The 18,005-nt window shown below is 70.3% G+C and carries 16 protein-coding genes; 13 read left to right on the top strand and 3 right to left on the bottom strand.

Going from position 1 to position 18,005, the window contains the following annotated elements; translation table 11 throughout:
• Window positions 1–69 precede the first annotated feature (69 nt).
• Complete coding sequence (locus KBC94_RS20630; RefSeq protein WP_294374447.1) at window positions 70–519, top strand: carboxymuconolactone decarboxylase family protein; 450 nt, start codon at window positions 70–72, stop codon at window positions 517–519.
• A gap of 242 nt (window positions 520–761) precedes the next feature.
• On the opposite strand, the gene KBC94_RS20625 is transcribed toward KBC94_RS20630, so the two are convergent.
• A complete protein-coding gene (locus tag KBC94_RS20625) occupies window positions 762–2,090 on the bottom strand; it encodes a sensor domain-containing diguanylate cyclase (RefSeq protein WP_294374444.1) in 1,329 nt (442 codons plus the stop codon).
• Between the two features lie 162 nt (window positions 2,091–2,252).
• Here KBC94_RS20625 and KBC94_RS20620 point away from each other — a divergent pair, with 162 nt between their 5' ends.
• A complete protein-coding gene (locus KBC94_RS20620; RefSeq protein ID WP_043117760.1) occupies window positions 2,253–2,729 on the top strand; it encodes a prepilin-type N-terminal cleavage/methylation domain-containing protein in 477 nt (158 codons plus the stop codon).
• A 5-nt stretch (window positions 2,730–2,734) separates the two neighbouring features.
• Complete coding sequence (locus tag KBC94_RS20615) at window positions 2,735–5,341, top strand: EAL domain-containing protein (protein WP_294374441.1); 2,607 nt, start codon at window positions 2,735–2,737, stop codon at window positions 5,339–5,341.
• A 44-nt stretch (window positions 5,342–5,385) separates the two neighbouring features.
• Here KBC94_RS20615 and KBC94_RS20610 read toward each other — a convergent pair whose 3' ends face one another.
• Window positions 5,386–6,465 carry a LacI family DNA-binding transcriptional regulator gene (locus KBC94_RS20610; protein WP_294374438.1) on the bottom strand — a complete coding sequence of 360 codons (1,080 nt, stop codon included), beginning with the start codon at window positions 6,463–6,465 and terminating at the stop codon, window positions 5,386–5,388.
• Between the two features lie 96 nt (window positions 6,466–6,561).
• On the opposite strand from KBC94_RS20610, the gene KBC94_RS20605 reads away from it, so the two are divergent.
• The 5 genes from KBC94_RS20605 (at window position 6,562) to KBC94_RS20585 (ending at window position 12,001) form a co-directional block, all read left to right on the top strand.
• Window positions 6,562–7,554, top strand: coding sequence for a tripartite tricarboxylate transporter substrate binding protein (locus KBC94_RS20605; RefSeq protein ID WP_294374436.1), 993 nt, complete (start codon window positions 6,562–6,564; stop codon window positions 7,552–7,554).
• Between the two features lie 11 nt (window positions 7,555–7,565).
• Window positions 7,566–9,311 (top strand): L-arabinonate dehydratase, encoded by a 1,746-nt coding sequence (gene araD / locus KBC94_RS20600; RefSeq protein ID WP_294374434.1) that lies wholly within the window; start codon window positions 7,566–7,568, stop codon window positions 9,309–9,311.
• An 8-nt stretch (window positions 9,312–9,319) separates the two neighbouring features.
• The gene (locus KBC94_RS20595; protein ID WP_294374432.1) at window positions 9,320–10,129 is read left to right on the top strand and encodes an aldolase/citrate lyase family protein; all 810 of its coding nucleotides are present in this window, start codon (window positions 9,320–9,322) and stop codon (window positions 10,127–10,129) included.
• 31 nt (window positions 10,130–10,160) lie between these two features.
• A complete protein-coding gene (locus KBC94_RS20590) occupies window positions 10,161–11,126 on the top strand; it encodes a tripartite tricarboxylate transporter substrate binding protein (protein WP_294374429.1) in 966 nt (321 codons plus the stop codon).
• Window positions 11,127–11,209: 83 nt separating this feature from the next.
• Window positions 11,210–12,001, top strand: a complete 792-nt coding sequence (locus tag KBC94_RS20585; RefSeq protein WP_294374426.1) for a sulfite exporter TauE/SafE family protein — start codon at window positions 11,210–11,212, stop codon at window positions 11,999–12,001.
• Between the two features lie 20 nt (window positions 12,002–12,021).
• On the opposite strand, the gene KBC94_RS20580 is transcribed toward KBC94_RS20585, so the two are convergent.
• On the bottom strand, window positions 12,022–13,044 hold the full coding sequence (locus KBC94_RS20580) for a LacI family DNA-binding transcriptional regulator (protein WP_294374425.1): 1,023 nt from the start codon (window positions 13,042–13,044) through the stop codon (window positions 12,022–12,024).
• Window positions 13,045–13,232: 188 nt separating this feature from the next.
• On the opposite strand from KBC94_RS20580, the gene KBC94_RS20575 reads away from it, so the two are divergent.
• Genes KBC94_RS20575 through KBC94_RS20555 form a run of 5 tightly spaced genes read left to right on the top strand, consistent with a single transcriptional unit; the run spans window position 13,233 to window position 18,002 of the window.
• Window positions 13,233–14,531 (top strand): sugar ABC transporter substrate-binding protein, encoded by a 1,299-nt coding sequence (locus tag KBC94_RS20575; RefSeq protein WP_294374422.1) that lies wholly within the window; start codon window positions 13,233–13,235, stop codon window positions 14,529–14,531.
• A gap of 5 nt (window positions 14,532–14,536) precedes the next feature.
• Complete coding sequence (locus KBC94_RS20570) at window positions 14,537–15,310, top strand: SDR family oxidoreductase (RefSeq protein WP_366934731.1); 774 nt, start codon at window positions 14,537–14,539, stop codon at window positions 15,308–15,310.
• Window positions 15,311–15,320: 10 nt separating this feature from the next.
• Window positions 15,321–16,190: a carbohydrate ABC transporter permease gene (locus KBC94_RS20565; RefSeq protein WP_294374421.1), complete on the top strand. Its 870-nt coding sequence runs from the start codon at window positions 15,321–15,323 to the stop codon at window positions 16,188–16,190.
• 10 nt (window positions 16,191–16,200) lie between these two features.
• A complete protein-coding gene (locus tag KBC94_RS20560) occupies window positions 16,201–17,016 on the top strand; it encodes a carbohydrate ABC transporter permease (protein ID WP_294374418.1) in 816 nt (271 codons plus the stop codon).
• 11 nt (window positions 17,017–17,027) lie between these two features.
• Window positions 17,028–18,002, top strand: coding sequence for an alcohol dehydrogenase catalytic domain-containing protein (locus KBC94_RS20555; RefSeq protein WP_294374417.1), 975 nt, complete (start codon window positions 17,028–17,030; stop codon window positions 18,000–18,002).
• Window positions 18,003–18,005: the final 3 nt, after the last annotated feature.

Here is an 18,005-nt window from a genome sequence, read left to right as displayed (position 1 = left end):
TCGAACGTCTGAGGGGATGGGAGGTCGATTCCGGCCTCCGTCCACCCCCAGATCGAAGGAAACCGTTTCATGGATCGCGCTGTCTGGTTCCAAGCATCTCCCGAGGGCGCCAAGGCTGTCGGGGCGCTGCACCACTTCGTCAGCAAGGGCACCGGCCTTCCGAGCCTGCTGACACACCTGGTCTTCCTGCGCGTGTCGCAGATCAACGGCTGCGCGCACTGCATCGACATCCATACGCGGGACCTGCTCGCCGAAGGCATGTCGGTCGAGAAGCTCGTGCTCGTTCCGGTATGGCACGAGGCGCGCTATCTGTTCTCCGAGCAGGAGCGTGCCGCGCTGGCGTGGTCCGAGGAGGTCACGCTGGTGAGCGAGACGCACGCCAGCGACGACGCCTATGCGGCCGCGCTGGCCGTATTCGGCGAGAAGGATCTCGTCGACCTGACGCTCATGATCGCCACCATGAACGCCATCAACCGCATGGGCGTGAGTTTCCGCATGAAGCCGCGGGCGAAGGCGTGAACCGCCGGACCGCCGCGGCGCTTCGGCGTTCGGCGTTCGGCGTTCGGCGCCCATGGGCTCGCGAGGTCCACGGCGTTGTCCTTGCCGAGGGGCACAGGCTGCCGGCGGGCTGCGCGGCGGCAGGGCGGCCGCGATTCGATGCGAGTCTTAAATTAGACATAATACACATTGAATCATTCAAAGCAGTACCGACAGCCCCGTCTGCACCCGGCAGCGCCCCACGGGCGCCGCCCGTCCAGCCCTCATCCCGCCACGCCCACCCGGTTCCGCCCGGCCTTCTTCGCCTCGAACATGGCCAGGTCCGCTTCACGCATCGTCTCGGCCGGGTCGCCCTGGGCGCGCAGCGCGGCCACGCCGACCGAGACGCTGGTGCGGATCGCCTGGTCGGCCGTTCCCGGCAGGGACAGACGCTCCACCTCGGCGCACAAGGTCCGGGCGCGGGACGCCGCCTCGTCCAGGCCGGCATCCTGCAGCACGATGGCGAATTCCTCGCCGCCCAGGCGGGCCAGCACGTCGCCGGGGCGCAGCGCCGTGCGCATGCAGCGTCCCACCTCGGTGAGCACGCGGTCGCCCACATCGTGGCCGAAGCGGTCGTTGATCGACTTGAAGCGGTCGATGTCCACCACGGCCACCGCATGCCGCGCGCCCTCGTCGACGGCCCGCTGCGCGCGCGACAGGGCCGCCTCGAAGTGCCGCCGGTTGGGCAGGCCGGTCAGGCTGTCGGTCTCGGCCCGGTCGCGCAGTTGGGCATTGAGCGCCATCACCTCGCCGTAGGCCGCCTGCAGCGCCTGGCCGCGCTGCATGAGGTCGGTCACGTCGGTCCAGACCGAGGCGACGCCGCCGCGCCAGTCCTCCTCGGCGATGCGGAACCAGTGCCCGGTGCGGGCCTGCAGCGTCACCGGCCGGGGCAGCCGGCCGCCCCCCGGCAGGCCGCAGAGGGCCTCGTAGGCCGGGTCGCCCCCGAAGATCTCGGCAAACTGCCGCCAGAACGCGGCATGGGTGCCGCGGGTGCGCACGTCCGGCAGCGCGGTCAGCACGTGCAGGAACATCTCGGAGAAGTAGCGCGCGTTGCTGTAGAGCAGCCGCCCCTGCGCGTCATGGACGATGAGCCCCACATGGGCCACGGTGAGCAGTTCCAGCATGCCGCGGTCACCGGCATCGGCGGCGGCCTGCTGCTCGGCGGTGACGTCGTTCCAGATCTTGATGCGGCCGCCATCCGGCTGCGGAAACATGCGCAGTTCCAGCCAGCGGCCGCCGTCCGCGCGTTGGTAGCGCACCGGGCCCTCCAGCGCACGGTGGCGGCGCAGCGCCGCCGCGACGCCCTCCTCGATCTCCTGCGCGCCCGCATCGGGATGCTGCAGCCGCAGAAAGGGACGCACCGTGTCCGTGAAATGCAGGCCGACCTTCAGCAGCGGCGCCACCTCGGGGAAGAACTCGGGGTAGCGCGCATTCCAGCGCGTGATGCGCTCCTGCGCGTCATAGACGCACAGGGCCGAAGCGCCATGGGACAGCAGCAGCTGCGCTGCGGCGTCGGCGGGCTCGGGTCGGGTGGTCTTCGGGCGCCGCGGCATGAAATCGTGTCGAGTTTGCAACCGCTGGCATTGCAGCACAGGCCCGGTCCGCTGCGGACACCGACACTGCGCCGTGTCAGAAATAGCATCTGTCCTGCTTTCATTTTTTTACATTCATAGGATGCTGTTGGTATTCCCACTGACTTCTGGATGCCTGCGCGAATGAGAGAACGGCTGCGTGCCGCCACCACCCGTCGACGGTGGTTGTTCGGGTTCACCCTGCTCGAACTGATGATGGTCATCGGCCTGATCGGCGTGCTGCTGGGCATCGCCCTGCCGCGCTATGCCGACTACCGCGACCGCATGAAAGTGGCCGACGCGGTGCGCGACATCGGCGTGATCGCCGCCAAGCTGAGCATGTACGGCCTGGACAACAAGGGCTTTCCGGATTCACTGGCACAGATCGGCTGGACCCAGCCCGACCCCTGGGGCAACCCCTACCAGTACCTGTCGATGGCCGGTGCCACGGTGGGCCAGAAGCGCAAGGACCGCGCGCTGCATCCGCTCAACAGCGACTTCGACCTCTACAGCATGGGGCCGGACGGGCGCAGCGTGCCGCCATTGACGGCCCAGGCCAGCCAGGACGACATCATCCGGGCGAACGACGGCGCCTTCATCGGCAAGGCCTCCGACTACTGACGACGATGCCCGCGAACTGGCAGCGCTTTGCCGTCGTCTTCCGCAGCCGCTGGGGCTGGCGCATCTTCCTGGGCGCCTTCGTCATCGTCGCGCTGCCGCTGCTGGCGGTGTCGCTCATCTCCTACGAGCTGACCGACGCACTGCAGCGCCGTGCCACGCAGCGGCTGATGGCCGAGACGACGAAGGCGGCGAGCCTGAACCTGTTCGACCGCCTTCGCGCGGCCGAGCTGCTGCTGCGGGCCCGGGCGCAGGCCCAGGCCTCGGGCGCGCCCAACGAGGCGCTGGAGCTGCAGGCCGCGAAGGTGTTCGAGGGCATCACGTCCCTGCGCGAGGCGCCCGCCCATGAACGCAGCGAAGTGCTGCTGCAGCCCCTGCCGGGCGGCATCGGCATGCGCCCCGTGATGCGCGTGGCGGCACCCGATGGCGGCGTGGTCGAAGGCCGCATGCGGCCGGAATACCTGCTGGAGAACCTGGCCAGCAGCAGCCACACGATCTGCCTCCAGAGCGAGCAGGCGCCCGGTCCGCACTGCCTCACGCCGCTCCAGGGCGACATGCTGGCACTGGCCCACACCCGCCCGCTGCACCTCGCGCCCGTGTTCGAGGGCGCCAGTTGGCTGATCAGCGCCGCGCCGCAGCGCAATGCCTATCGCTTTCTGCCGCTCGGGACCGGCGCGGCCCTGGCCCAGGCCACGGGCCTGGCCTTCCTGCTGGCGCTGATCGCCAGTTCCTTCTACGCCCGGCGCATCACGCTCCCGCTGGAGACGCTGATCGAGGCCACGCGGGCCGTGCGGACCGGCGATTTCGGCCAGCGCGTCGATGCCTCGGCCATGACCGACGAGTTCCGCGAGCTGGCGGACTCCTTCAACGGCATGGTGGGCGAGATTGGCGCCGACCTGGCCTTCTCGCAGGTGCTCGCGCAAATGGACACCGCCATCCTCGCGCGCCAGCCGCTGCACGACATCGCGGCGCTGGCATTGCAGCACCTGGCACAGTCGGCGCCGCAGCTGCAGTTCATGCTGCGCATCCATCCCAAGGACGGGGCGCCGCCGGAGGCGCTGGTGCTCGACGCCGACCACCGGCGCCTGCGCCACGCACCGTCGTCGCAGGCGTCGTCGCCCGTCGCGCCGTGGCATGCCGAGGTGCTGCCCGTGGCCCAGCGGCCGGACAGCACCTTCACCCTGCAGGTGACGAGCGCCCACGGCGCCCCGTGGCCCGCGCGCACCCGCCACGAGCTCGACGCCCTGTGCGCCCGGCTCGCCGTGGCGGTGCAGGCCGACGAGCGCGAGCGCCAGCTGGTGGCACGGGCCGTGGTCGACAGCCTCACCGGCCTGCTCAACCGCCTGGGCCTGGTCGACGCCGTGGACCAGGCCATGGAGCGCGCCGCGCGCCGCAACCAAAGCCTGGCCCTGGCCTTCATCGACCTGGACGGCTTCAAGGACGTGAACGACGCCTATGGCCACAGCGTGGGCGACCGGCTGCTGCAGCAGGTGGCCTACCGGCTGCGCACGAGCCTGGCCAAGGCCGACGCGCGCCTTGCCCGCATGGGCGGGGACGAGTTCGTGCTGCTGCTGTGCAACGAGCCGCCGGAGGCCCTGCACGCGCTGCTGCACGGCGTGCTGGCGGCCCTGCAGCAGCCCTTCCGCATCGATGCGCTCGACGTGCAGATCGGCGCCAGCATCGGCGTGGCGGCCTTTCCCGACCATGGGCGCGACCACGAGACGCTGCTGAAGAACGCCGACGCCGCCATGTACGCCGCCAAGACGGGCGGGCGCAACCGCGTGGTCGACTACACGAGCACGCTGAACGCGTCCACGGCCGAGCGGCTGGAACTGCGCCGCAGCCTGGCCGGTGCGCTGGCGGCGGAACAGTTCTTCCTGCTCTTCCAGCCGCGCGTGCGTGCCAGCGACGGCGCGGTCGCCTCGGCCGAGGTGCTGCTGCGCTGGCAGCACCCGATCAAGGGCCGCATCCCGCCCGACCGCTTCATTCCCATCGCCGAAGAGGCCGGCCTGATCGGCGAGATCGGCTTGTGGGTGCTGCGCGAGGCGATGCAGCAGGTCAGCCACTGGCGCATGCAGGCCAATCCGCCGCTCACGCGGCTGTCGGTCAACCTCTCGCCGCTGCAGCTGGCGCACCGCGACTTCCTGCCGCAGGTGGAGGCCCTGGCCGCAGAGTTTCCGCAGGCGCGCGGCGCCATCGAGCTGGAGATCACCGAAGGCGCCTTCTTCCGCGACATCGAGGGCTGCGTGCACAAGCTGGGACGGCTGCGCGCCATGGGCTTCGACATCGCGCTGGACGACTTCGGCGTCGGCTACTCGGCGATGAGCTACCTGAGCACCCTGCCGCTGGACACGCTCAAGATCGACAAGAGCTTCGTGCAGGCCTTCGGCCGCCAACCCACGGCCTATGCCATCGCCTCCGCCATCGTGGCCCTGGCCACAGCCCTGGACAAGCGCGTGGTGGCCGAGGGCGTGGAGACCGAGGCGCAGGCGGCCATGCTGCGCCAGCTGGGCGTGGACGAGCTGCAGGGCTATCTCTACAGCGAGCCGGTGCCCGTGGCTGCGCTGACGCAGCCGCCCGACGGCGCCCGCGAACCCGCATCGGTCGGCAGCTAGGGTTGCGCTTGCACGATCCGTGAAGCGCAGCCCGGGCCCGCGCCTCAGCGCCCGACGCGGCTGCTGTCGCGTACGACGAGCGTACAGGGCACGAGCGTGCGGGTGGCCACCGCCGCCTCGTCGCGTGCACCCGCCAGCAGGCCCAGCACGCGCCGGGCGGCCTGCTGGCCGATCTCGTAGCGGGCGGGGCGCAGCGTGGTCAGCGCCGGCCGCAGCCGCACCGAGATCGGTGCGTCGCCGAAGCCGGCAATGGCGGCATCGCGCGGCAGCGCGAGGCCCAGCGAAGACGCCTCCAGGATGGCGCCGGCCGCCATGTTGTCGTTGGCGAAGACCAGCGCCTGAGGCCGGGCACCCGGCGCCTGCGCGGCATGGGCGGCCATCACGCGCGCGCCCGCCTCGTAGTCGTCGTCGACCTCGGCCACGGCCACATCGGGCGGCAGGCCGGCGGCCTGCATGGCCTGGCGGTAGCCGGCGGCCCGCTGTTCGGCGCGGAAGTCCTGGCTGGCCCGCGGCAGCACGAAGCGGATGCGCGTCGCGCCCTGCGCCAGGAAGTGCTCGGCCAGTTGCACGCCCGCCTCGGGATGCGGAAAGCCGACCTGGTGGAAGGGCCGGCCCTCCACCAGCCCCCAGGCCTCCACCACCGGGATGTGGAGCGCCTGCAGCATGGCTTCGGCCGCCGGCGTGTGGTCGTCGCGCGTAAGGATCAGCGCGCTGGGATGCCAGCCCGCGAAGGTGCGGATGGCCGACTCCTCCAGCTCGCGCGAGTACTGCGCATTGGCCAGCAGCAACTGCAGGCCCGAGGCCTTGAGCTCGTCCGTCATGCCGTTGACGAGGTCCGCGAAGGTGCTGCTGGCGATGTTCTGCATCACGGCGCACACCACGCGGCCGCGGCCCGAGGCCAGGCCGCCGGCCATCTGGCTGGGCACGTAGCCCAGGCGGTCCACGATCTCCTTGAGCCGCTCGCGTGCGGCGGCCGACACCTTCTCGGGTGCATTGAAGTAGCGCGACACCGTGATCGCGGAGACGCCGGCCAGGGCGGCCACGTCATGGATGGTGTGCGTGCCCGCCTTGCGGCGCGGCGCGCGGGAAGCGGAGGAGGAAGACGACGAGGAAGCAGGCTTCATGGTTAGCACCGATGGCCGGCAAGCGGCCCGGGCGCCTAGACTAACAGCATGTTAGCGGTAACAGTTACCGCTGACATCCCCAATCAGGAGACTCCCATGCCCGTCGACCGCCGCCTGTTCGCCCAGCTGGGCCTGGCCGCCTGCGCTGCCTGCGCCCTGGGGCCGGCCGCTGCGGCCGAGTCCGCGGCCTACCCCACCCGGCCGCTGACGCTGGTGGTGCCCTACCCGGCCGGCGGCGTGGCCGACCAGTTCGCGCGCAGCTTCGCGCAGGGCCTGTCGGAGCGGCTGGGCCAGCCGGTGGTCATCGACAACCGCGCCGGCGCCAACGGCAACATCGGCTCGGCCTATGTGGCGCGCAACCAGCCGGCGGACGGTTACACGCTGCTGCTGGGCTCGCTGAGCACGCTGGCCATCAACCCGCAGCTCTACGCCAGCATGGGCTACGAGCCGCAGAAGGACCTGCAGCCCATCACCCTCACCCACCAGATGCCCAACGTGCTGCTGGTGGGCGCGCAGACGCCGTACCGCAGCGTGGCCGACGTGGTGGCCGCCGCCAAGGCGCAGCCCGGCCGGCTGGTCTTCGGCTCGGCCGGCAACGGCAACACCATGCACCTGGCGGGCGTGCTGTTCGAGAAGAACAGCGGCACGCAGCTGGTCCACGCGCCCTACAAGGGCGGCCCGCCGGCCCTCACCGATGTGCTGGGCGGGCAGATCCCCATGATGTTCAACAACCTGCCGGCCGTCACCGGCCACAGGCAGGCCGGCAAAGTGCGGGTGCTGGCGGTGGCCGACACCAAGCGCTCGGCCGTGATGCCCGACGTGCCCACCTTTGCGGAGGCCGGCGTGCCGGGCGTGGTCTCGGTGGTCTGGAACGGCATCCTGGTGCGACGCGGCACGCCGCCCGATGTCGCGCAGCGGCTGAACCGCGAATCGGTGGCCGTGCTGCAGCAGCCGGCCTTCCGCCAGCCGCTGGAGGCCCAGGGCTACGAGGTGCTGAACTCCACCCCCGACGAGTTCGAAGCGCTGATCCGCAAGGACGGCATCGCCATGCGCGCCCTGGTCAAGGACGCCGGCGTGAAGATGGATTGAAAGGAAGACGCTTGCGCCGCAGCATCGATCAATTGCGAAGCCAGCGCTGGTTCGCCAGCAACGACATCCGCGGCTTCGCCCACCGCCAGCGCATGCAGCAGCAGGGCCTGTCGCGCGAGGAATTCATGGGCCGGCCCATCGTGGGCATCCTCAACACCTGGAGCGACCTGTCGCCCTGCCACGCCCACCTGCGTGAGCGGGCGCAGGCCATCAAGCGCGGCGTGCTGCAGGCCGGCGGCTATCCGCTGGAGCTGCCCGCCATGAGCCTGGGCGAGGTGATGGTCAAGCCCACCACCATGCTCTACCGCAACTTCCTGGCCATGGAGGCCGAGGAGCTGATCCGCAGCCTGCCGCTGGACGGCGTGGTGCTGCTGGGCGGCTGCGACAAGACCACGCCTGGGCTGGTGATGGGCGCCCTGTCGATGGACGTGCCCGCCCTCTTCTGCCCGGCCGGGCCCATGCTCAACGACCGCTACCAGGGCCAGAGCGTGGGGGCCGGCACCCACACCAAGAAGTACTGGGAGAAGTACACCGTCGGCGAGATCGACCAGGCCGAGTGGATCGCCCTGGAGGCCCGCATGACGCGCGCGCCCGGCACCTGCAACACCATGGGCACGGCCAGCACCATGACGGCCATCGTCGAGGCCATGGGCCTTGCGCTGCCCGGCGCCAGCAGCATCCCGGCCATGGACGCGAGCCACACCCGCATGGCCTGGGCCTGCGGCCAGCGCATCGTCGAGATGGTGTGGGACGACCTCAAGCCCTCGCGCTTCATCACCCGCGCGTCCTTCCTCAACGGCGTGGCGACCTGGATGGCGCTGGGCGGCTCGACCAACGCGGCGGTGCACCTGCCGGCCATGGCGGGGCGCACCGGCATCCCGCTCGGCCTGGACGACTTCGACGCCATGGCGCGCCGCGTGCCGGTGCTGGCCAACCTCTTCCCGGCCGGCGACCGGCTGATGGAGGACTTCTACTACGCCGGCGGCCTGCCCGCGCTGCTGCAGCGCATCGCCGGCGTGCTGGACCTGAACGCGCAGACCTGCACCGGCCGCACGCTGGGCGAGAACATCGCCGGCGCCGTGCCGCTGGACGACGCCGTGATCCGCCCGCTCGACCAGCCCGTGGTGGCCGCCCCCGCCGACTGCCCCGAGGCCGGCCTGGCGCTCGCTGTGCTGCGCGGCAACCTGGCGCCCGACGGCGCGGTGATCAAGCCCTCGGCCGCCAGCCCGCGGCTGCTGCGCCACACCGGGCCGGCGCTGGTGTTCGACTCCAACGCCGACATGCTGGCCGCCATCAACGACCCGGCGCTCGACGTCACCGAGGACAGCGTGCTGGTGCTGCGCAACGGCGGACCGGTGGGCGGTCCCGGCATGCCCGAATGGGGCAACCTGCCCGTGCCCAAGAAGCTGCTGCAGCGCGGCGTGCGCGACATCCTGCGCCTGTCGGATTCGCGCATGAGCGGCACCCACTACGGCACCTGCGTGCTGCACATCTCGCCCGAGTCCGCCGTCGGCGGCCCGCTGGCGCTGGTGCGCACCGGCGACCTGATCCGCATCGACATCGGCGAGCGCCGCCTGGAGCTGCTGGTGCCCGACGAGGAACTCGCCGCCCGCCGGCGCGACTGGACGCCGCCGCCCCAGCCCTATGTGCGCGGCTTCACCCGCATCTACCAGCGCGAAGTCACCCAGGCCCACCTGGGCTGCGACTTCGACGTGCTCGCCGGCAACGCCGCCACCCCCGAACCGCCCATCTACTGACCCGACGCATGCCTGCCTATTCCGATCTGCTCGACAACCCCTTCCGCCGTCGCCTGGGCCAGCCCGGCGCGCCGCTCGGCACCTGGCTCATGTCCGGCGCGGCCAGCACCGCCGAGGCCATGGGCCGCGCCGGCTTCGACTGGCTGCTGGTCGACCTGGAGCATGTGCCCATGGACGAGAAGGACACGCTCGCCGTGCTCCAGGCCATTGCCGGCACCGACGCCTGCCCGGTGGCCCGCCTGGCCGCCAACGACGCCGTGCTCTTCAAGCGGGCGCTGGACCTGGGCGCGCAGACGGTGATGGTGCCCTTCGTCGACAGCGCCGAGGCGGCGGCGCGCGCCGTCTCGTACGCCAAGTACCCCCCGCAGGGCGTGCGCGGCTTCGCGGCCGTGCACCGTGCCTCGGGCTACGGCACCGCGCGCGACTACGGCCAGCGCGCCAACGATTCGGTGTTCACCATCATCCAGCTCGAGACGCCGCAGGCGGTGGCCGCGCTGGAGGAGATCGCCGCCGTGCCCGGCGTGGACGCGCTCTTCCTCGGCCCCGGCGACCTGTCGGCCAACATGGGCCACATCGGCAACATCGCCCATCCGGACGTGCAGGCCGTCATCGCCGACGTGGCCCGGCGCTGCCGCGCGGTGGGCAAACCCTGCGGCATCGTGGGGCCCACGCCGCAGATGGTGGGCAGCTTCGTGCAGCTCGGCTACGACTTCGTGGCCGTGGCCTCGGACATGGGAATGATGATGCGGCAGGCCACGGCCTTCATCGAGGCGATCCGTCCTTCGCTCGCCAAGGGATTCGAGAGCAGCGTGTACTGACGCGCGCCCGACCACATTCAAGGAGACAACGATGAAGATCCGACCGGCCGCCGTGCACGGCCTGCTGTGGGCCGCCCTGGCCTGTGCCGCCGCACTTCCGGCGCAGGCGCAGCCCGCCTATCCCGACAAGCCCGTGACCATGGTCGTGCCCTTCGGGCCCGGCGGCACCTCGGACATCATGGCCCGCATCCTGGAGCGCCACATGGGCGAGCAGCTGGGCCAGGCCATGGTGGTGGACAACAAGGCCGGCGCGGGCGGCGCCATCGGCATGCTGCAGCTGATGCGCGCCCGGCCCGACGGCTACACCGTGGGCCTGTCGGTGATCGGGCCCGAGGTGCTGCAGCCGGCCATCCGCAAGACGGGCTACAGCCACCAGAACTTCGACCACGTCTGCCGCACCTACGCCGTGCCGCTGATGATGATGGTGCCCAAGGACTCGCCCTTCCAGAGCGTGGCCGACGTGCTGGCCTTCGCGCGCAAGAACCCCGGCACGCTCACCTACGGCTCCTCCGGCCGCGGCACGCTGCTGCACCTGGCCATGGAGATGCTGCTCGACAAGGCGCAGGCCAAGGGGCTGCATGTGCCCTACAAGAGCTCGGGCGAGATGGTCACCGGCCTGCTGGGCAAGCAGGTCATGCTGTTCAGCGAGACGCCGACTGTCTCCAAGCAATACGGCCTGCGGCCGCTGGCCGTGTTCGCCGAGCAGCGCCTGCCCGGCTACCCGGACGTGCCGACCATGGCCGAGGCCGGCTGGCCGATCACGGCCTCGATCTGGGGCGGCGTGATCGCGCCCAAGGGCCTGCCCGCGCCCGTGCTGGCCAAGCTGGAGTCGGCCTGTCAGGCCGCGCTGGCCGGCGAGGCGTACAAGAGCGAAGCCCAACGCCTGGAGACGCCGCCCGCCTACCTGGACGGCCCGCGCTTCGCGGCCTTCGCCGCGCAACAATCCGAGGCCTACGGAAAACTCATCCGCGACCTGGGCCTCGCCGACAAGGACTGAACAGCTGAACCCCTCGGCGACGACCGAAGCGGGCTCAGGCGTCGAGGCTCCGTGGCGGCCGCCGCGCCGACCTTTTCTTTCGCATGCCGCCCTCCTTCGCTTCGCTCGCCGCCCTGCTCGGCTCGCCCACCTCGCTGGCCCTGTACCTGCTGTGCGTCGCCATCGCCACCTTCGCCCAGACGCTCTCGGGCTTCGCCTTCGGGCTGGTCTTCCTGAGCCTGGTGGCCAGCTTCGACCTGGCCTCGGTGGCCGATGCGGCCAACGTGGCGACGGTGCTCACGCTGGCCAATGCCTGGGCCTACTTCCGCGCCCACCGGCAGCCGGTGCCCTGGCCGCTGATGAAGCCGGCCATCCTCACGAGCTGCGTCGGCGTGGGCGGGGGCCTGGTGCTGCTGCACTGGCTGAGCGCGGGCGCCACCACGGCGCTCAAGCTGCTGCTGGGCGTGGTGATCGTGCTGTGCGCGTTGGTGCTGCTGCGCCGGGGCGCGGTGCGCGCCACGCTGGCGCCGCCGCGGCAGTTCGCGGCGGCGGGGCTGGTGTCGGGGCTGATGGGCGGGCTCTTCGGCACCTCCGGGCCGCCCATCGTCTACCACCTGTATCGGCAGCCACTGGCGCTGGACGTGGTGCGGCGCGGCCTGCTGCTGATGTTCGCGGCCAATGCGCTGACGCGCATCGCGCTGAACGTGCCCACGGGCGGCTTCTCGCTGCGGGCCGTGCTGCTGTCGGCCATCGCGCTGCCGCTGGTACAGGTGCTCACGCGGCTGGCGTTGCGCCTGCAGCCGCATGTGCCGGCCAACGTGCTGCGCTGGGGCGTGGCGGCGCTGCTGGTGGCCACGGGCGGCTCGCTGGCGCTCGGGGCGCTGCACGCCCGCTGATCGGCCGCGCGTCCGGCGGCTCAGGCGCCCGCGCGCGGCGGCGCGGTGGATTCGCGCACGACCAGCGTCGCGTCCACCTCGTGGTGCATCACGCAGGGCTGGCCGCTCAGCTGCTTGACCAGGTGCTCGCCGGCCCGCGTCCACACCTCGTCGGTGGGCAGGTGCATGGTCGTGAGGCTGGGCCGCAGGTGGCGGCTCCACTCCAGGTCGTCGAAGCCCATGACCGAGATGTCGCCGGGCACCTGCAGGCCGTGGCGCTCGACCTCCAGCAGCACGCCGTAGGCCAGCACGTCGTTGCCGCAGACCACCGCCGTCGGACGCTCGGGCCGGGCCATGAGCGCGCGTGCGGCCTGGCGGGCGTCGTCCAGGCGGTAGTGCACCTCGTAGTACCAGTCGTCGGGCAAGGACAGGCCCTGCTCCTTCAGGGCGCGCCGCACGCCGGCCACGCGGGCCGAGGCCCGGTCGTTGTGGGCCGACATGGCCGCCACCATCGCGATGCGCGTGTGGCCCAGCCCGATCAGGTAGCGCGTGGCGCGCCAGGCGGCGTCCTCGTTGTTGGCGCCGATGGAGGCATAGGGCTTGTCGGGGTGGTAGACGCCCACGTTCACGAAGGGCATCCGCTGCGTGGCCAGCAGGCGCCGCAGGCCCTCGGTGTGCGTGTCGCCGCGCAGGATCAGGCCGTCCACGCCGCGGCTGACCATGTTCTGCGCCTGGCGGAACTCGACCTCGGGGTCGTAGCCGCTGGTGGCCAGCAGCAGCAGGTAGCCCTGCAGCGACAGGTAGCGCTGCAGCGCCTCGATGCCGCGGGCGAACATGGCGTTGTCCACCGTCGGGATGATGGCGCCGATGGTGCGCGTGCGCCGCGACGACAGCGCGCGCGCCGCCGCGTCGGGGATGTAGCCCAGCGCGGCGATGGCCGCGTCCACCTTCAGGCGCAGGGCCGGGCTGACCGATTCGGGGCTGTTCAGCGCCCGCGAGATCGATGCGGTCGACACGCCCGCGTGCTGCGCCACCTCCCGGATGCCGACGGATTTGTTCTTCATCGATGAAACAGTTTACATAAAACCGGTACATCGCCAGCACCACCGTTTTCAAGGGCAAACCCCAATCAAAAACCGTTCTTCTCCCCTGCAAAGGCGGTTGATTGCACCTCTTCAATCACCCACAATTCTGTAAACGGTTACATCGATTCCGCCCGTCGGCATGGCCGACCTGAACAAGGAGACATTCCATGCGTTCCATCCATCGCCCCCTCGCCATGCTCGGCACGGTCGCCCTGGCCACGCTGTCGCTCACGGCGGGCGCCCAGGAGTTCAACTGGAAGAAGCACCAGGGCACCACCCTCACCTTCCTGGCCAACAACAACCCGGTGGCGGCGGCGCTGCTCAAGCACAAGGCCGACTTCGAGAAGCAGACCGGCATGACGCTCAAGGTGGACAGCTACCAGGAGCAGCAGATGCGCCAGCGCATGGTCACCGTGATGAACTCGCGCAGCGACGAGGTGGACCTGTTCATGTCCCTGCCCTCGCGCGAGGGCCTGCAGTTCGCCAAGGCCGGCTGGTATGCCGACCTGACCGACCTCATCAAGACCTCTGCAGCCCCCGACTACGACTTCGCCGACCTCAGCCCCGGCCTGGTGAAGGACGCGAGCTACAACGGCCGGGTGATGGGCGTGCCGCTCAACATCGAAGGCCCGGTGCTCTACTACCGCAAGGACCTGTTCCAGAAGTGCGGCGTGCAGCTGCCCAAGAGCCTGCCCGAACTCGAAGGCGTGGCCGCCAAGCTCAAGAGCTGCGAGCCGGGCGTGACGCCCTTCGTGTCGCGCGGCCTCAAGCCCGCGCTTCCCTTCAGCTACAGCGTGTTCCTGCACAACTTCGGCGGCGACTACATGAAGGACGGCAAGTCGCAGCTGTGCAGCAAGCCGGGCCAGGAGTCGCTGGCCCTGTATGCCAAGCTGCTCAAGGACTACGGCCCGCCCGGCGTGGTGAACTACAGCTTCTACCAGATCAGCAGCCTGTACCGCGAGGGCAAGGCGGCGATGGCCTTCGAGTCCTCCAACGAGCTGCGCAGCGTGATGGAAGGCGGCGCCCGCCTCAAGGACACGGCCATCGCCGTGCTGCCTGCCGGCCCCGGCGGCTCGCGCCCCACGGTGATCGGCTGGACCATGTCCGTCTCGGCGTACAGCAAGAAGAAGGAAGCCGCCTGGTACTTCGTGCAGTGGGCCACCAGCCGCGCCGTGCAGGAGAAGCTGGCGCTGGACGGCGTGGCGCCGCCGCGCGCATCGGTGGCCAACGGCGCCGACTACAAGGCCTGGATGGACGGTGAGCCGGTGCGCCGCGAATGGGCCGCCACCGTCAGCGAGCTGGGCAAGACCGGCACGTCCGAGGTGGGCTACCCCATCGTGGCCAACCCCGCCTCGCGCGAATACGTGGGCCAGGCGGTCAACGAACTTCTGCTGGGCCAGAAGACCGTCGCCCAGGCCTGCGCCGACGCGGACAAGCAGCTCGACGCACTGATCGCCAAGGACTGATGGACGTGATCGCCGAAGACAGCCGCCCGCGGGCGGCCGGGAGCCCCTTCGCCTTGGCGCCGGGCCACCGCGTGCTGGTGGTGGGCGGCGCGGGCGGCATCGGCAGCGCCATCGCGCAGGCCTTCGCCGACGCCGGCTGCGAGGTGGTCGCCACCGGCGTGGACGACGCCGCGCTGGCGGCGTCCACGTTGAAGCCGGCCGCACACCTGCGCCTGACCACGCTGGACGTGACCCGTGACGACGACGTCGCGCGGCTCGCGGGCGAACTGGACGGCCTGCAGACCCTGGTCAACTGCGCCGGCATCCTGGCGCGCTTCAAGGAGTTCGAGGTCGCCACCTTCCAGCGCGTGCTGGACGTCAACCTCACCGGTACCTTCCGACTGTGCACGGCCTGCAAGCCGCTGCTGGCCGCGCATGGCGAAGCCGGGGGCAGCATCGTCAACATCGCCTCGATGAATGCCTTCGCGGCGCTGCCGTGGATCCCGGCCTACTGCGCCAGCAAAGGCGGCGTGGTGATGCTCACCAAGTCGCTGGCGCTGGCCTGGGCCGCCGAGGGCATCCGCGTCAACGCCGTGGCGCCCGGCTATGTCGAGACGCCGATCAACGCCGAAGGCCGCCAGGACGCGGCCCACTACGAACGCATCCGCGCGCGCATCCCGCAGGGCCGCTGGGCCCAGCCCACCGACATCGCGGGCAGCGCGCTCTTCCTTGCCTCGCCGGCCGCCCAGTACATGACCGGCACCGTGCTGGCGGTGGACGGCGGCTTCCTGGCCGGATGAGGAGCCCTGCATGAGCCAATCCATCGGAACCCGCCGGCAGTTGAACATGCTGTCCACGCCGGCCGTGATCTTCACGCTGGCGCTGATCGCCTTTCCCTTCGGCTACACGATCTGGCTGAGCCTGCACGAATTCAGCTTCGGCGGCAGCGCCACGCTCAACTACGGCCGGAACTACCTGCTCATGCTGCAGGACGGCGAGTTCTGGAACGGCCTGAAGATCACGCTGGTGCTGTACCTGCTCTCGCTGGTGCTGCAGCTGGTGCTGGGCACCTACGTCGCGCTGCTGCTGCACTCGTCCAAGAAGCTCTCGGGCATCGTGCGCACGCTGATGATCTCGCCCTTCGTGCTGCCGCCGGTGGTGGTGGGCATGATGTGGCTGGTGGTGCTGGACCCGTCCATCGGCGCGGCCAACTGGCTGCTGCAGAGCGTGGGCCTGCCGCGCTCGGACTGGCTGGCCTCGCCCCAGTGGGTGATCCCGACCGTCGCCTTCATCGACACCTGGCAGTGGACGCCCTACGTGGCGCTGATCGTGCTGGGCGGCCTGCAATCTTTGCCGCCCAACGTGTACGAGGCGGCGCAGATCGACGGCGCCTCGCGCTGGAAGACCTTCTGGCGCATCACGCTGCCGCTGCTGATGCCGACCATCGTCACGGCCGCCATCCTGCGCAGCGTGGACCTGCTGCGCTTCTTCGACATCATCTACATCACCACCCAGGGCGGGCCGGGCAATGCCTCGAACACGCTCAACATCTACGGCTTCCGCAAGGGGTTCGAGTTCTTCGAGATCGGCTACGCGAGCGCGCTGATGATCACGCTCTCCACGATCGTGCTGGGCGCGGTGGTGTTGCTGACCCAGGCGCGCAAGCGCGTGGCCTGGTGAGGAGAGACGCATGCACGACGACGCCCTCATCCGCCGCCTGAACACGTTGCAGATCGCGCTGGTGGGCCTGATCATCCTGGCGCCCATCGCCTGGATGGTGCTGGCCTCCTTCAAGCCTTCCGCCGAGGTCACGGCCTACCCGCCCAAGCTGCTCTTCACGCCCACGCTGGACAACTACCGCCAGCTCTTCGGCACCACGCCCTTCGCCCACTACACCTGGAACAGCCTGGTCATCACCGTCGGCTCGACCGTGATCGGCATCGTGCTGGGCGTGCCGGCGGCCTTCGCGGTCTCGTGGACGCGCATCACCTGGCCGGCCACCGTGACGCTGCTGGCGCGCATGGCGCCGGGCACGCTCTTCCTTCTGCCGTGGTACGTGATGTTCCGCGAGCTGAACCTGATCGGCACCTACACGGCGCTGGTGGTCACGCATGCCGTCATCACCATGCCCATCGTCATCTGGGTGCTGCTGCCCTTCTTCGACAACATCCCGCGCAGCGTGCTGGAAAGCGCGCAGGTAGACGGCTGCAGCGTGCTGCGCATCCTGTGGCGCATCGCCCTGCCGCTGGTGATGCCGGGGCTGGTGGTGTCGGCCATCCTGGCCTTCGTCTTCTCCTGGAACTACTTTCTCTTCGCGCTGGTGCTGTCCAACGGGGACACCAAGACGCTGATCGCCGCCTCGTTCAACTTCATCGGCGAGGGGGCCTCCAACTGGGGCGCCCTGATGGCCGCGGCCACGCTCATCGCGCTGCCGCCGCTGGTGCTCGCCTTCTTCGTGCAACGCCGTCTGGTGTCGGGCCTCGCGCTCGGTGCCGTCAAGGGCTAGGAGCCAATCTCATGCAAGCCGCTGTCTTCCATGGCGACAAGACCATCACGGTCGCCGACATCGAACGTCCCGTGCCCGCCGCCGGCGAGGTGCTCCTGCGCGTGCGCCGCACGGCGCTGTGCGGCTCGGACACCAAGCTCTGGATCAAGGGCGCGACCTTCACGCCCGGCCACGAGATCTTCGGCGTGGTCGAGCAGCCGGGGCACGCCCTCGACGGCCGCCGCTGCCTGGTCTACATCCCGGTGCATTGCGGCCACTGCGAGAGCTGCCGCCGCGGCGACACGCAGATGTGCCTGAACGAATCGGTGCTGGTGGGCTGGAACCGCCCGGGCGGCTACGCCGAATACCTGGCCGTTCCCGAGCAGTGCCTGCTGCCCGTGCCCGACGACATCGAGGACGAGCTCGCGCCGCTGCTGCTGGACACCATCGGCACCGCTGCACACGGCATCCGCTTCGTGCAGAACCTGGTGCCGCCGCAGGGCGCCGGCCCGGTGCTGGTCACGGGCGCGGGTCCGGTGGGCATGGGCGCCATCGTGGCGCTGCTCAACCTGGGCTACACCGAGGTGTACGTGTCCGACCTGAAGGAAGAGCGGCTGCAGCTGGCCGAATCCTTCGGCGCGCGCCGGCATCCGGTGGGCGACAACAGCAAGCGCTTCAAGCTCATCGTCGAGTGCAGCGGCTCGCACGCGGCGCGCTCGCTGGGCATGAACATCGTGCTGCCGCGCGGCGTGCTGATCCTCATCGGCGAGAGCGACGCCCCCTGGCCCGTGCAGGAGACGCCGGCCATCCGCCGCAAGGACTTCTACATGGTGCGCACCTTCTACTTCCCCAAGTCGGACTTCGCGCTCAACGTCGAGCTGCTGCGCAAGGAAAAGGCGCGCTACCGCCAGCTGGTGGACGCGCAATTCGGCATCGAGCAGTTGCCCGAGATGTTCGGCCGCTTCGTGGCGGGCGAGCTGGTCAAGCCGCTGCTGGCTTTTTCCTGAGGC

Source organism: Pseudacidovorax sp. (genome assembly GCF_017991995.1).
Classification (GTDB): domain Bacteria; phylum Pseudomonadota; class Gammaproteobacteria; order Burkholderiales; family Burkholderiaceae_C; genus Xenophilus.
This window is presented reverse-complemented; position numbering and strand designations above follow the sequence as displayed.

What these genes read in the sequence shown, in the direction of transcription:
- KBC94_RS20630 (WP_294374447.1), top strand. Translation starts at nt 70, where the DNA reads ATGGATCGCGCTGTCTGGTTCCAAGCATCTCCCGAGGGCGCCAAGGCT.
- KBC94_RS20625 (WP_294374444.1), bottom strand. Translation starts at nt 2,090, where the DNA reads ATGCCGCGGCGCCCGAAGACCACCCGACCCGAGCCCGCCGACGCCGCA.
- KBC94_RS20620 (WP_043117760.1), top strand. Translation starts at nt 2,253, where the DNA reads ATGAGAGAACGGCTGCGTGCCGCCACCACCCGTCGACGGTGGTTGTTC.
- KBC94_RS20615 (WP_294374441.1), top strand. Translation starts at nt 2,735, where the DNA reads ATGCCCGCGAACTGGCAGCGCTTTGCCGTCGTCTTCCGCAGCCGCTGG.
- KBC94_RS20610 (WP_294374438.1), bottom strand. Translation starts at nt 6,465, where the DNA reads ATGAAGCCTGCTTCCTCGTCGTCTTCCTCCTCCGCTTCCCGCGCGCCG.
- KBC94_RS20605 (WP_294374436.1), top strand. Translation starts at nt 6,562, where the DNA reads ATGCCCGTCGACCGCCGCCTGTTCGCCCAGCTGGGCCTGGCCGCCTGC.
- KBC94_RS20595 (WP_294374432.1), top strand. Translation starts at nt 9,320, where the DNA reads ATGCCTGCCTATTCCGATCTGCTCGACAACCCCTTCCGCCGTCGCCTG.
- KBC94_RS20590 (WP_294374429.1), top strand. Translation starts at nt 10,161, where the DNA reads ATGAAGATCCGACCGGCCGCCGTGCACGGCCTGCTGTGGGCCGCCCTG.
- KBC94_RS20585 (WP_294374426.1), top strand. Translation starts at nt 11,210, where the DNA reads ATGCCGCCCTCCTTCGCTTCGCTCGCCGCCCTGCTCGGCTCGCCCACC.
- KBC94_RS20580 (WP_294374425.1), bottom strand. Translation starts at nt 13,044, where the DNA reads ATGAAGAACAAATCCGTCGGCATCCGGGAGGTGGCGCAGCACGCGGGC.
- KBC94_RS20575 (WP_294374422.1), top strand. Translation starts at nt 13,233, where the DNA reads ATGCGTTCCATCCATCGCCCCCTCGCCATGCTCGGCACGGTCGCCCTG.
- KBC94_RS20565 (WP_294374421.1), top strand. Translation starts at nt 15,321, where the DNA reads ATGAGCCAATCCATCGGAACCCGCCGGCAGTTGAACATGCTGTCCACG.
- KBC94_RS20560 (WP_294374418.1), top strand. Translation starts at nt 16,201, where the DNA reads ATGCACGACGACGCCCTCATCCGCCGCCTGAACACGTTGCAGATCGCG.
- KBC94_RS20555 (WP_294374417.1), top strand. Translation starts at nt 17,028, where the DNA reads ATGCAAGCCGCTGTCTTCCATGGCGACAAGACCATCACGGTCGCCGAC.